This window comes from Amycolatopsis sp. NPDC114503 (genome assembly GCF_055633655.1).
In genome coordinates, this window is the sequence record NZ_JBVKDT010000004.1 from 190,214 (window position 1) to 203,955 (window position 13,742).

The 13,742-nt window shown below is 69.2% G+C and carries 10 protein-coding genes; 4 read left to right on the plus strand and 6 right to left on the minus strand.

All coding sequences use genetic code 11. The annotated features are described in order from the left end of the window. The first annotated feature begins 223 nt into the window (after window positions 1-223). A complete protein-coding gene (locus tag ACZ7OI_RS18080) occupies window positions 224-721 on the plus strand; it encodes a GNAT family N-acetyltransferase (protein ID WP_470265348.1) in 498 nt (165 codons plus the stop codon). 156 nt (window positions 722-877) lie between these two features. Here ACZ7OI_RS18080 and ACZ7OI_RS18085 read toward each other — a convergent pair whose 3' ends face one another. Then, complete coding sequence (locus ACZ7OI_RS18085) at window positions 878-2,050, minus strand: MFS transporter (RefSeq protein ID WP_470265349.1); 1,173 nt, start codon at window positions 2,048-2,050, stop codon at window positions 878-880. Between the two features lie 365 nt (window positions 2,051-2,415). Here ACZ7OI_RS18085 and ACZ7OI_RS18090 point away from each other — a divergent pair, with 365 nt between their 5' ends. Continuing rightward, the gene (locus tag ACZ7OI_RS18090) at window positions 2,416-5,412 is read left to right on the plus strand and encodes an AfsR/SARP family transcriptional regulator (RefSeq protein WP_470265350.1); all 2,997 of its coding nucleotides are present in this window, start codon (window positions 2,416-2,418) and stop codon (window positions 5,410-5,412) included. Next, window positions 5,409-5,975, plus strand: coding sequence for a GNAT family N-acetyltransferase (locus tag ACZ7OI_RS18095; protein ID WP_470265351.1), 567 nt, complete (start codon window positions 5,409-5,411; stop codon window positions 5,973-5,975). Before ACZ7OI_RS18090 ends, ACZ7OI_RS18095 begins: the two co-directional genes overlap by 4 nt. A 47-nt stretch (window positions 5,976-6,022) precedes the next feature. On the opposite strand, the gene ACZ7OI_RS18100 is transcribed toward ACZ7OI_RS18095, so the two are convergent. The 5 genes from ACZ7OI_RS18100 to ACZ7OI_RS18120 form a co-directional block, all read right to left on the minus strand. Beyond that, window positions 6,023-6,997 carry an NADPH:quinone oxidoreductase family protein gene (locus ACZ7OI_RS18100; protein ID WP_470265352.1) on the minus strand — a complete coding sequence of 325 codons (975 nt, stop codon included), beginning with the start codon at window positions 6,995-6,997 and terminating at the stop codon, window positions 6,023-6,025. Window positions 6,998-7,011: 14 nt separating this feature from the next. Further along, on the minus strand, window positions 7,012-8,430 hold the full coding sequence (pntB, locus tag ACZ7OI_RS18105) for a Re/Si-specific NAD(P)(+) transhydrogenase subunit beta (RefSeq protein WP_470265353.1): 1,419 nt from the start codon (window positions 8,428-8,430) through the stop codon (window positions 7,012-7,014). Window positions 8,431-8,449: 19 nt separating this feature from the next. After that, window positions 8,450-9,976 (minus strand): Re/Si-specific NAD(P)(+) transhydrogenase subunit alpha, encoded by a 1,527-nt coding sequence (locus tag ACZ7OI_RS18110; protein WP_470265354.1) that lies wholly within the window; start codon window positions 9,974-9,976, stop codon window positions 8,450-8,452. A 427-nt stretch (window positions 9,977-10,403) separates the two neighbouring features. Continuing rightward, window positions 10,404-11,042, minus strand: a complete 639-nt coding sequence (locus tag ACZ7OI_RS18115) for a TetR/AcrR family transcriptional regulator (RefSeq protein WP_470265355.1) — start codon at window positions 11,040-11,042, stop codon at window positions 10,404-10,406. 323 nt (window positions 11,043-11,365) lie between these two features. Beyond that, entirely contained in the window at window positions 11,366-12,949 is a 1,584-nt protein-coding gene (locus tag ACZ7OI_RS18120) for an alkaline phosphatase family protein (protein WP_470265974.1), read from the minus strand. 323 nt (window positions 12,950-13,272) lie between these two features. Here ACZ7OI_RS18120 and ACZ7OI_RS18125 point away from each other — a divergent pair, with 323 nt between their 5' ends. After that, entirely contained in the window at window positions 13,273-13,605 is a 333-nt protein-coding gene (locus ACZ7OI_RS18125) for a VOC family protein (protein ID WP_470265356.1), read from the plus strand. Window positions 13,606-13,742: the final 137 nt, after the last annotated feature.

Below are 13,742 nucleotides of genomic sequence, written 5' to 3' on the forward strand. Positions count from 1 at the left end.
TATCTCAGTCCGCTGGTATCTCAGGCCCGTTGGTATCTCTGGGCCGGTTCGGGCAACAACACCGCCAACGCATCCGTGCACCTCTGCGCCTGCGAAAGGAACCACGGCAACCGATCGTCGGCCAGAGTGTCCAAAGCGGAGCGGCGCTCCTGGCCGAACTCGCACAACGGCGGCTCGGATATTCACTGGACAGGGTTCGTCGCGGCGCGCAAGATCAAGAGACGTGACCGATTTCGCCGCTTTGCCGCTCGCCGATGCCCAGCTGTCCGAAGCCCAAGCCTCCGACGCCGCCGAACTCCTGGTGCTGCAACGATGCTGCTGGGTCCCGCAGGCGATCGTCAACGACACCTTCGACGTGCCCGCACTGCACGAGGACCTGGACACCGTGCGCGGCTGGATCGCGTCCACTCGCGTGTGGACGGTCCGGATCGGCGGACGGCTCGTCGCCGCCGTGCGCGCCCATCTCGAAGAGGACCGCTGGGAGATCGGCCGGTTGATGGTCGCGCCCGATCTCGCCGGTCAGGGCGTCGGCCGGTGGCTGCTGCGCTACGCCGAGCAGCAGGCCCCGCCGCAGGCGACCAGCCTGGTGCTCTACACCGGGTCGGGCAGCGAACGGAACCTGACGATGTACCGGCGCGCCGGGTACCAGGTCGCCGAACCGCCCGCGGACACGCTCGGGAAACACATTCGCGGGGCGGTTTACCTGACGAAGAGCGTCTAGCGTCGCGCGGCGACCTCCTCCCGCCGAAGCCCGGCACCCTCCGCGGACCAGGCCGGTCCCGGCGGGGTGAAGTCGCATCCGTCGCAGGTGGCTTCCGAGGTCGGTGTTCACCGGCTCTGGCACGGTTCCGTCCAGGATTGCCCCGGGCGGCGCGAGTCATGCAGCCGGGAAACCGCGCCGTCGCGCCAGTACGACGACCGCCAGCACCGGTGCCATCAACACCAGCACGGTCCACGGGAACGAACCGCTGCCAGCGACGTCGAGCAGTACCCCGCCGACGACGCCACCGGCCGCCATCGCCGCGTTCCACAGCGTCACGAGCATCGCCTGGACCGTGTCCGCGGACTCGCCGCCCGCCTCCCCGGCCGCGGTCTGCAGCAAGGTCGGCACCCCGCCCCAGCCGAGACCCCACAGCGCGGCGGCGACGTAAACCAGCGCAGGTTCGGTCGCGAGCAGCGCCGCGGCGACCGCGACCAGCAGCGCGCTGACGACCATCAGCAACCGCAGCCGCCGGTGGATCTGCGCGCCGACGATCCAGATGCTCGCGATCGAGGCGAGGCCGAAGGTCAGCAGGACAAGGTCGGTGTCACCGCCCATGCCAAGGCCGGTGAGGAAGGTCGCGAGGTAGGCGTACAGGACGGTGTGCGCCAGCACGAACACCAGCGTGACGAACAGGACCGCCGCGACTCCGGGAATGCGCAGCGCGGGCAGCATCTTCGGGCGCTCTCCCCCAGGCTGGCCAGGGAAGTCAGGCACGGCCGCGCCGATCCAGGCCAGCAGCAGGACGGTGAGCACGGTCATGGCGAGGAACGCGGTACGCCAGCCGGTGAGCTGGCCGACGAACGTCCCGGCAGGCACGCCGAGGCACAGCGCGACTGGGATACCAGCCATGGCTATTGCAATGGCACGGCCTTGCAGAGCGGGCGCGACCAGACGTCGGGCGTAACCCGCCAGCAGCGCCCACGCGAGACCAGCCGCGACGCCTGCGACGAACCGCGCGACCATCGTCAGGCTGTACTCCGACGACACCGCGGTGACGGTGTTGGCCACGGCGAATCCGGCCATCGCAGTCAGGAGCAACCGTTTGCGTCGCCAGCCGGCGGTGACGGTGGACAGCGGGATGGCGGTGAGCACGGTGCCCAGCGCATAGACGGTGACGGTCTGGCCGGTCGCCGATTCGCTGACGCCGAGCGAGCCGCTCATCGCGGGCAGCAACCCGGCGGGCAGGGTTTCGGTGAGGCTGGTGATGAACACCGCGGTGGCGAGGGACAGCAGCGCGAAAAGCGGAAGCCGCTGAGTCGGCGCGACGGCGGCTGAGGTGGGGCTCATGCGCCCACTGTGCGGACTAGTCCTTCGGGAATGCTTACGATCGACTGACGGTGATCTGATGGTGCGACGGGGGGACGCGATGCGGTTCGGGGCGCTCGGTCCGTTTGCGGCGTGGGGCGGGACAGGCGTGCTTCGAGGCAAAGGCGCTGACAGCAAGCCGGGGGCGGTGGACTGATGGCACCACACAGGATCCCCGTCCCGCGCGCGGCATGGCACGAGGCAGACGCGCTGGTCGCCGCCCTTCAGGACAGAAGCGCTGGCGGCAAGCCGGGGCGGTGGCCCGATGGCACCACACAGGATTCCCGGCCTGCTCGCGGCATGGAACGAGGCAAAAGCACTGGCCGCAAGCCAGGACCAGTGACCTGATGGCACCCCAGCACCTCCGATTCGGAATCCTCGGCCCGCTCGCAGTTTGGGACGAGACAAACGCACCGATCACCGTGCCCGAAGCAAAAGTCCGGGCGCTGCTCGCAACGCTCCTGGCCCACGACGGCGGCCCGGTCACCGCCGATCGGCTCGTCCAGGACCTCTGGCGCGACCACCCGCCCGGCAAACCAGCCGGTGCGCTGCAGGCCAAGGTGTCGCAGCTGCGCCGGATCGTCGGACGGAACGGCGTCGAGCGGCAACCTGCGGGCTACCGGCTGCGGATCGAGCACTCCGACGCCGCGCAGTTCCGCGACCTCGTCGCCCAGGCTCGCGCGACGGCAGATCCCCGAGCCCGCGCGGAGCGATTCGCCGAGGCGCTGGGCCTGTGGCGGGGCGAGGCATTCGCCGACTTCGCCGACGAGGAGTTCGCACGGCCGGCCGCGCACCGGTTGGCCGAACTGCGGCTGGCCGTGGTGGAAGAGCGGGCAAAAGCCCAAGTCGAAGCAGGCGACTACGCCGTCGCGGACGATCTGGCGGAGGTCATCGCGCGGAACCCGCTCCGGGAAGGCTTGCGGGCAGCACAGATGCGCGCGCTGTACCTGGGCGGACGGCAGAGCGAAGCCCTTGCCTCCTATACAGATCTCCGCACCCGGCTCGCCGACGAGTTGGGCGTCGACCCGAGCCCGGAGCTGCGCGCGCTGTACGAATCGCTGCTCCGGCAGGACCCCGGGCTGGCCGCCGAACCGCGCGGCAACCTCCCCCGCCCGCTGACGCCGTTGATCGGCCGGGAGGAGGCGCTCGCGCAGTTGGCCGGGTTGCCGGCCCGGCTGGTGACGTTGACCGGGCCGGGCGGGGTCGGCAAGTCGCGGCTGGCCTTGGCCGCAGCAGGACTCAGTTCTCCGCGAAACGCACCAGACGGCGGATGGCTGGTCGAGTTCGCGGGCGTCCGCGGCTCCGCGGCCGACCTGGCCGAAGCAGTCGCCGCCGAACTCGGAATCCGCGACTCAGTCGACTCCGCCTCCCCGACGCAACGACTCGCCACAGCCCTGCGCGACCGGCGGATGCTGCTGGTTCTGGACAACTGCGAGCACGTCGTCGAAGCCGCCGCCGAACTCGTCGAATCGCTCCTCCGCGGTACCCGTGACCTGCGCATTCTCGCCACCAGCCAGGAACCGCTCGGCCTGCCTGGCGAGGCCGTGTTCGCGGTGGAACCACTGCCGCCCGCGGATGCCGTGCGGCTGTTCACCGAACGGGCCACCGCGTCCGCCCCGGGTTTCACGGGCGATCTCGACGCGATCACCGAAATCTGCCGCCGCCTGGACGGTCTTCCGCTCGCACTGGAACTCGCGGCGACTCGCGTGCGCGGCTTGGGCGTCCGGGAACTGGCGGCCCGGCTCACCGACCGGTTCGCCGTCCTGACCCGAGGGTCGCGCGGCGCTCCGGCGCGGCAGCAGACTCTGCGCGCGGTGCTGGACTGGAGCTGGGAACTGCTCAGCGAACCGGAGCGGAATGTCCTCAGCAGACTGGCCGTCCACCGCGACAGTTTCGACCTCGCCGCCGCCGAAGCCGTCTGCGCGGGAGAGGTGCTCGATCTCGTGCTCCGGCTGGTCGACCGGTCGCTGGTGACCGTCGCGAACGGACCGGCCGGGGTTCGGTACCGGCTGCTGGAATCCGTTGCCGCCTATGCCGTCGAACGGCTGGCGGATCCTGCCGCCACCCGCGCGCGACACCTGCGCCATTACCTGGAAATCGCCGAGAACGCCCGACTGCACGGTGCCGGGCAACGGACTTGGCTCGCCCGGCTGGACGTCGAGGCGGGAAACCTGCGCGCGGCCTTGGACGAGGCGATCTGCCGAGCGTCCACCGAAGCGGCGCGGCTCGCGAAAGCATTGTCCTGGTGGTGGCTTTTGCGAGGCAGAATGACCGAAGGCCGACGCATGCTTTCGGCCGTTTTACGTTTCACCGCAACGGATTCGGAGCTCACTGTCCTCAATGGATCGTTCGCCCTGCTGACCGGCGAACAAGCCCCGCCCGATTCCCCGGACAGCGCGCGTGCGTTGTGGTTGCGTGCCTACAGTTTGTTCAGCGTCGGCGACATCACCGCCAGCTACGAGATGAACGCGCGCGCCCTCGCGGCCGCCGGGGACGACGAATGGGGCATCGCCGCGGCACTCGGCCTGCGCGCCATGCTCAGCCTGGTCCGCGGGGATCTCGCCGCACTCGGCCGGGACGGCCTGCGCAGCGCCGAACTCTTCCGTCGCCTCGGCGACCGGTGGGGCGAGATGCAGACCATCCCGCCGCTGGCCGCGCTCGCCGAAATCAAGGGCGACTACGCCGAAGCCGCCCGCCGCCAGCACGAAGGACTCGCCATCGCGCGCGAACTGGACTTGCAGGCGGAAGTCTCGGCGAGACTGTCCGGCCTAGGCCGCCTCGCCCTGCTCGAACGCGAGTGGCCACGAGCCCGCGACCTGCACGAACAAGCCCTCCGCATCGCGGCCGACCACGGCTACACCTACGGACGGATCCACGCCGAAATGGGCCTCGCCCTGGGTGCCCGCCGCTCCGGCGACCTCGACGCCGCCGAACACCGCCTGACCCGCCTCCGCGACGAATACCGCGGCCTGTCCTCGACGGCGGGCGACCACCTGCTGTACGCGGAACTCGGTTTCGTCGCCGAACTCCGGGGGGATTTGGCGCAGGCGAAGAAGTATCACCTGCAGGGTTTGGAGTACGCGCGGATGCTTGACGAACCGCGTGCTTTCGCGCTGTCGTTGGAGGGGCTGGCGGGCACGGTGGATCCGCAGTCCGCCGCATTGCTGCTCGGAGCTGCCGATGCGGCGCGACGGAGTGTCGATGCTCCCCTGCCCGCCGCCGAGCGGGGTGATGTAGACCGGATTACCGAAGCGGCACAAGCAGTTCTCGGTCTCAAGTTTGCCAGCGCATTCGAGCACGGTGGCGGGTTGTCCGTCGAAGACGCGGTAAGAATGGTCTCATGAATGGGATGATTTCCGCGGCCCGGATCGAAGCGCCGAGGGTGGTGCTGCGCAAAGCACATGACTGTGACCGCGAGCGGCTCATCGACCTGCAAACCGACCCGGAAGTCTGGCGATACCTCGGGGGACCGCAGCGTCGGGAAGCTGTTGAGCAACGCCTCGAAGAGATCGGCGGCGTGGCGCGAGCGACTCGTCGGCCGGGGACTTTCGTCATCGCCGACCAGGCCACCGACCGCCTCCTCGGCACCATCGAACTGAAACGCCGTCCCGTCGAGGAACCCGGCCATATCACCGAAACCGGCGAGGAACTGGAACTCGGCTACTTGATGCACCGCGACGCTTGGGGCGCGGGACTGGCCTTCGAAGCCGCCGCCGCGGTGCTGCGCGCCGCCGCCGAAGAACTTCCGGACCAGCCGGTGCTCGTGGTGACGCAGACGGCCAACGAACGCTCGATGAACCTCGCCGTCCGGCTCGGTTTCGAGCCAGTCAGCACCTTCCGTCAGTACGACGCCGACCAAACCCTCGCCGCCGTCCTCCTGCACTCGTGTCTACACAGGACACTGTAGGCAAGCGACGGCCGTCACCAGGACGACCGCCGCGCCTAGACAGTCCACTACGGACGCACAGCCAGGATGAGCTTCCCCATCGCCTTCCGGTTCTCGATGGCCTCCAGCGCGTCCCGCACCTCCGCCAGCGGGTAACTCCCGCCCAGCGGCGGCACGATCGCCCCGGCCGCCAGCTTCGGCAGCAGTTCCGCCCACTGCCCCTGCAGGTACCCCGGCCGCGGCAGCGCGTACGCACCCCACCCGACGCCCACGACGTCCAAGTTGTTCAGCAGCAACCGGTTCACCTTCACCTCGGGGATCGAGCCGCCGGTGAATCCGATGACCAGCATCCGCCCGTCCGCGGCGAGGCAGCGCAGCGAATCGGTGAACCGGTCGCCGCCGACGACGTCCGCGATCACGTCGACACCGCGCCCTCCGGTCGACGCTTTCACCGCGTCCTTGAACCCGTCCGCCAGCACGTATTCGTCCGCCCCGGCCGCGACCGCCGCTTCGCCCTTCTCCGGCGTCGACACCACCCCGAGCACCTTGCCCGCGCCGAACGCCTTCGCGACCTGGATCACCGCCGTCCCGACGCCGCCGGCCGCGCCATGCACCAGCACGGTCTCCCCGGCCGCCATCCGGCCGCGCCGGCACAGCGCGAAATGCGCGGTCAGGTAGTTGAACGGAATCGCCGCCGCCTGCGCGAAGCCCAGGTCATCCGGAATCGGGAACACCGCGTCCGCCGCGCACGCGACCTGTTCGCCGAACCCGCCCAGGAACGGCAGCGCCGCCACCCGGTCGCCGGCCTTGACCGCCGTGCCCTCCGGGGCCTCCGCCACAACCCCGGCGACCTCGGCGCCTGGGATGAACGGCAGCTCCGGCTTCACCTGGTACAGCCCGCGCGTCTGCAGCACGTCCGGGAACGACACCCCGGCCGCGTGCACGTCGATCAGCACCTGATCAACAGCGCGCGCGGGCGCATCAACCTCGACGACGGAGACGGTCGACGGGCCTTCGAGATCCTTGATGTGTACGGCTTTCATGCGTTTCTCCTGGTTCACAGCGCGGAGAGGATGTCGTTGACCCGGTCCTTGGCGTCGCCGAAGAGCATCGCCGAGTTTTCCCGGAAGAACAGCGGGTTCTGCACGCCCGCGTAGCCCGAGGCCATGGAGCGCTTGAACACCACCACGTTCTCCGCTTCCCACACCGTCAGCACCGGCATGCCCGCGATCGGGCTGCCCGGGTCCTCGGCCGCCGCGGGGTTGACGGTGTCGTTCGCGCCGATCACCAAAACCACGTCGGTGTCGGCGAAATCGTCGTTGATCTCGTCCAGCTCCAGCACGATGTCATACGGGACCTTGGCTTCGGCCAGCAGCACGTTCATGTGCCCGGGAAGCCGCCCGGCGACGGGGTGGATGCCGAAGCGGACCTCGATGCCCTTGTCCCGCAGTTTCCGCGTCAGCTCCGCCACCCCGTACTGCGCCTGCGCGACCGCCATCCCGTACCCCGGCGTGATGATCACCCGCGACGCTCCGGTCAACAGTTCCGCCGCGCCCTCGGCGGTGATTTCCCGGTGCTCGCCGTAATCCTTGTCCCCGGACGGCCCCGCCTCGATCCCGAACCCGCCCGCGATCACGGAAATGAACGACCGGTTCATCGCCTTGCACATGATGTAAGACAGATACGCACCCGACGAGCCCACCAAAGCGCCAGTGATGATCAAAAGGTCGTTCTCCAGCAGGAACCCCGACGCCGCCGCGGCCCAGCCGGAATAGCTGTTCAGCATCGACACGACCACCGGCATGTCCCCGCCGCCGATCGACGCGACCAGATGCCACCCCAGCGCCAGCGCGAGAACCGTGACCACGACCAGCAGCCACAGCGCCGGGCTGACCACGAACCACGCGGTGAACGCCACGAACAACACCAAAGCGCCCAGGTTCAGGAAGTTCTTGCCGGGCAGCATCAACGGCGCGGACTTCATCTTCGCCGACAGCTTCAGGTTCGCCACGATCGACCCGGTGAACGTCACCGCCCCGATGAACACCCCGATGAACACCTCGGCGTGGTGAATCCCCAACGTCCCCAACGCATCCAAGTGCTGGGCTTCGCCGCCCGTGGGGTCGGATTCCACTTGCAGGTAGCCGTTCCAGCCCACCAGAACCGCGGCGAGACCGACGAACGAATGCAGCAGGGCGATCAGCTCGGGCATCCCGGTCATCTCGACCACCGCCGCCCGGCGCAACCCGATCCCCGCACCGATCACCATCGCGACGATCATCAACGCGATCGACGTCCCGGTGATCTCCCCCGACACCGCCTGCGCGATCGTCGCGATCAACGCGACGACCATCCCGGCCATGCCGAAATAATTTCCGACCCGCGCGGTCTCGTGCCGGGACAGCCCGGCCAGCGCGAGAATGAACAACAGCCCGGCCACGATGTAAGCGGCCTGGCTCGCAGTGTGCACAGTCATCTGAAGAAGGCCTCTCGGGTCAGCTGCGGGAGAACATGGCGAGCATCCGGCGCGTCACCGCGAACCCGCCGAAAATGTTGATCGTCGCCAGCAAGGTCGCCACCGCCGCCAGCACCACGACCACCGTGTTGCCGCTGACCAGATTCAGCAGAGCACCCACGACGATGATCCCGGAAATCGCGTTCGTCACCGACATCAACGGCGTGTGCAACGCGTGATGCACATGCCCGATCACGTAATACCCGATCACGATCGCCAGCGCGAACACCGTCAAATGCGGCAGCAACGCCGCCGGAGCCAACGCCGCCAGCAACAAGAACACCGCAGCCACGCCCAAAACGAGCCCGAGCCGTCGCCCCGAGGACATCGGCTCCTTCTTCGGCTCTTCCTTCTTCTCCGGAGCCGCCGCGGGTTTCTGCGGAGCCGCGGAGACTTGCACCGGCGGTGGCGGCCACGTCAGCTCGCCGCTGCGCACCACCGTGATCGACCGGACCACCACATCCTCGAAGTCGACCACCAGCTGGCCGTCCTTCTCCGGCGTCATCAACTTCATCAGGTTGACCAGGTTCGTCCCGTACAGCTGCGACGCCTGCGCCGGAAGCCGCCCCGCCAGATCCGTGTAGCCCAGAATCGTCACGCCGTTCTCGGTGACGATCTTCTCCCCCGCGACCGAACCCTCGACGTTGCCGCCGTTCGCCGCGGCCATGTCCACAATGACCGAACCGGCCTTCATCGACGCGACCATCTCCGCCGTGATGATCCGCGGCGCCGGACGGCCCGGGATCAGCGCCGTGGTGACGATGATGTCGACCTCGCGACACTGCGTCGCGTACAGCTCTTTCTCGCGCGCCTTGTAATCGTCGCCCATTTCCTTCGCGTAACCCGTCGCCGAAACCTCCGCGCTCGGGTCCTCGATGGACAGATACTCCCCGCCCAGGCTCTTCACCTGATCGGCCACTTCCGGCCGCGGGTCCGTCGCCCGCACGATCGCTCCCAGCGACCCCGCCGCGCCGATCGCCGCCAACCCGGCCACACCCGCGCCCACGACCAGGACCTTCGCCGGGTTGACCTTCCCCGCCGCCGTCACCTGCCCGGTGAAGAACCGCCCGAACGTGTGCGCCGCCTCCACCACCGCCCGGTATCCGGCGATGTTCGCCATCGAAGACAGCACGTCCAACGACTGCGCCCGGCTGATCCGCGGCACCGCGTCCATCGCCAACGCCGTGATCGGCCGCTTCGCCAGATCCTCCACCAGCTCCGGATGCAACGCCGGAGCCAGCAGACTCACCACCGCCGCCCCCGACTTCACCGCGTCCAGCTGCTGAGCGGACGGCGCGTTCACTCCGAACACGATGTCCGCCTCAGCGATCGCGCCCGACGTCGCCCCGGCCTCGGCGTAGGCCTCGTCGAAGAACCCCGAGGCCAGCCCGGCGCCCGGCTCCACCGTCACGTCATAGCCCAGCCCGCGCAGCTTGCCCACCGTCTCCGGAGTCGCCGCGACGCGCGTCTCCCCCGGTTGTGCCTCCTTGAGCACCCCGATCAGCATGCTGTCTCCTTCCCGCTCGTTCGCGGAAGATCCGCCGGCCGGGCCTGACGGCGTTTTGGGTCGCCACCTGGTCCGACTTCGCCCGCTTCAGGTACAGATGCGCTGGATACTCCCATGCCGCCGGGCCTCCGGCAGCCAACCGGAGGCGCTTTTTCGACGGCGAGTGCGACGAGATCACGGTCATAGCCCAGGGCCGTCTCAGCGACCGGGAAGAGCCGGACCGCCGCGCCGCGGCGGCCTCCGGACGCGGCCGAGCCGGGAAACCGCCGACGACCCGCCCGAACCGCTCTCCGCCCCTCCCGCCGGTTCCCGCCTTCGTCGCCCGCCGCCGCGTCCCGGCCGGGATCGCGGAATCGATCGCCTGATCGATCACGAAGTCCACAGTGATGTCCGCCACTTGACAACCGGCCCCGCCGCGTCCGCCGACTCAATGGCGCAACCCGCTGCTCCGCTCGGAGCCCGCCGTCACGTAACGGGTCAGCATGGCCACCAGCTCGTCCTCGAACGCGGCAAGATCGAGCGGCGCAGGCCCGGCGATCATCTTGTGCACGAGCAGATCCACCGTGTTCACCACGATCCGCGCCGCCATGTCCACATTGGACACGTTCGCTTCCGGCCTGAGCAGACCGCGCACAAAGGCAACCCGCGCCTCCTCGTACCGCGCGACCTGCTCCAGCAACTCCGCCGAACGCGGGGCTTGTTCGGCCATCACGCGCAGCAACCGCGGATCGTCGAGGTGGCTCTGGATCGCGACGTGCACCAGTTCGCGAAGCGCACCGTCCAGGGTGTCCGGCGGCCCAGCCGTTTCCCGGTGGCGGCGCAGGGTTTCCGCCCCGGCGTCGAGATGCTGAGATGCCAACGCGACGAGGATGGCATCTTTGTTCGGGTAGTACTGGTACAGCGACCCGATCGACACCCCCGCCCGCTCCGCGATCCGGTTCGTCGTGCCCGCGGCGTACCCCATCTCAGCGAATATCTGCGCGGCCGCCGCGAGGATGCGCTGGCGGGTCAGCTCGCCACGCACCTGGCGGGGCTCCTTGCGCGGCTGCAGTCGCTTTCCGGGCATCGGAGCCTCCTCCGGGGGTGAGCTTTTGCTCATAATAGGCCGGTGAGCAGGGCTGATGCGGGATCGTCGTGGTTGCGGCTCCCCTGCGCCGACCGGGCCAGGTTCGGTCGGTCCTGCCGACGCCGTGGATCCTCCGCCTCGCGTGAACCGGGCCAATCAGACTCCGCACCCCGCCCACTCGACCGGCACGTTCCGGCAAGCCAGATCCGCATCCCCCGCCCGGGCAGACTTTCCGGCGCCGTCGGCCGACCTCGGCCCGCTTCCCCCGCAGAGCGTCGGCCGACCTCGGCCCGCCTCTCCCGCAGAGCCGGGCCGAGATCCGATCAGCGGCCGAGGCCGGGCAGCGGAGCCGTCCCCTCCTCCCGCACCGCCGACAGCGCACGCGGGTCCAGGTTCAGCAGCCGCAGGATCGTCGGCGCGATCTGGGTCGTCTCGACCGCCGCCGGGATCCGCGCCCCGTGCCCGCCGCTGACCACCAGCGGGACCGCGCGATCGTCGGCCGCCGCGCCGCCGTGTTCGGCGATTTTCGAGTGGCCGCCGGTGTACACGACGCCGTGCTGGGCGATGCCGATCAGGTCCGGCACGCGCGGGTCGCCCGGGCGCACGTGGAAGTAGCGGGCAGCGTCGGCTCCGGCGTAGGCCGTCGTCAGGCCCGCGTGCGTGAACGGTTTCGGCGCGCCGGTGCTGCCGTTTCCGGTACCGGACTGGGCCAGCAGGTACTGCCGCGCGAACTCGGCGGCCGATGGCGAGTGGTCGGTGAACCACAGCAGCATCGCGTCGTCGTCGGTCGCTTGGGCGACCAGATCGGGCGCGCCGGGGTGCGCGGCCCGCCAGGCGGCGTTCAGGCCGGCGAGCAGCGGGGCGTCGTCGATGCGGGTCAGCGCGGACGGGTCGATCGGCGACTGGCCGTGCTTCGCCGAGAGGATCACGGTCGTCGAGCGGTCGAGGTGTCGGTTTCGCAGTTCGGCGGCGAACGCGCCCACCTGCCGGTCGACGAAGTCCAAAGCGGACTGCAGCACCGGGCCCGGCGTGCCGTCGGGACGGTATCCGCCAGGCTGGCCTCCGGAGAGCGGAAGCTTCTGCGCGGTCGAAACGGACTGGAAGTTCATTCCGAACACCCCGGGCGTACCCGCGCGAGTCTGTCCACTGTGGTCGAAGCCGTCGATCTCGTTCAGGACGGCTTTGGCTTTGTAGCCGTCATAACGCTGGGTCGCGGAGTTGTCCTTAGTCCAGTCGCTGGAGCTGGGGGCCTTGCTGTTGATCTCCGGGGCGAAGAGGTCGTCGATGCCGCTCCCGGACGGGCCGTTGAGCATTTCGTACGCCGGATGCTTGTCCGACCAAGCGGTGCGCAACCCGGCCTGCCGCGCGACCTCGAACACGGTGTTCGCTCGCAGATACTGGTGCGGGTAAACAGGTTTGCACGTCTTCGGGTCGACGGGCAACGCGGCCGGGTTGATCAGCGAACGCGGGTCGCCGGTCATCGCGAGCACGCCGTCGGGCAGGTTCGGCAGGCCCTGCCCAGCGTCGATGGCGTCCAGGTTGCGGTCGAGATCCTCGGTGTAGTCCACTGTGGACCCTGGCTTCGCGCCGGAGCAGGACGTCGTGCCCGCCGGGAGCAACGCCCGGTTGTAGGTGGCGTCGTAGTAGATCCCGGTGCTCGCGGGGTTGCCGCCGGTCACCTGCGCGACCATGCCGGGGAACGAATCCGACGGCACCGGCGTGCTCGCGTGCGCGTATTCGGTGCCGTGCACCGCGAGCGCGGCCAGCGCCGACCCGGGATGGGTGCGCGTGTACCAGTCCAGGTCCGACTGGTGGAGACCGTCGACCGACAGCAACAGCACGTGCTCGGTGCGCACCGGCGCGGCCAGCGCGGGCACGGCCGCCGCGACAGAACCGGCCGCGGCCATCGCCACCACGGCACGCCAACGAATTCTCGACACAGGAGTCCTCCTCTTCCCTGCCGCCCGACACGGCGACCGGCGTATTCCAGGCCGCGCACAAAGACAAGGGAAAACCGCCGGAGAAACAGGAGATGAACGCTGTTCCGGGGCAATGGCGCAGATTTCCGTGCCGGGGAGGAAACCGTTCTCGGGCACAGCGGGAGCAATTCGCCTGATTCGTTCATCGGAGCGGATACCCGGCGGACGCCCGCCTGAGTGCTTGCATCTTGCCAGCACTTGTGGTCTCCTGAAAGTGCTTGCAGATCGAAATCACTACGAAGGGACCCGTCATGATCCGCCGAGTGCTCGCCCAGTGCACCGTCTCCGACCTCGCACGGGCCGAGGTGTGGTACGCGGCCCTGTTCGACCGCGGCCCGGACTCCCGGCCGATGCCCGGCCTGCTCGAATGGCATCTCGGCGACACTTTCGGACTGCAGGTGTGGTCCGAACCCAGCCGGGCCGGACGATCGACAGTCGTGCTCGAGGAGACAGACCTCGACGCAGCCGCCGCCCACGCGACGAAGGCCGGAGCCGCCCACGACGGACCGCAACCCGGCGGCGGCGCGCGCATTCTGCCGCTCACCGATCCGGACGGAAACCGCGTGGTCTTCACCGGGAAGTGATCGATGACGGCGGACTATCTCGGCAATTCTCGCGAGAACACGGTCGTTCTGGCCGGAAACGGTAAATCCCGGCAGCGCGTCCGACGAAAGGCTCCGCGTATCGCTTGCCGGAGGCTCCCGCAGGGCGGTCACCGCAG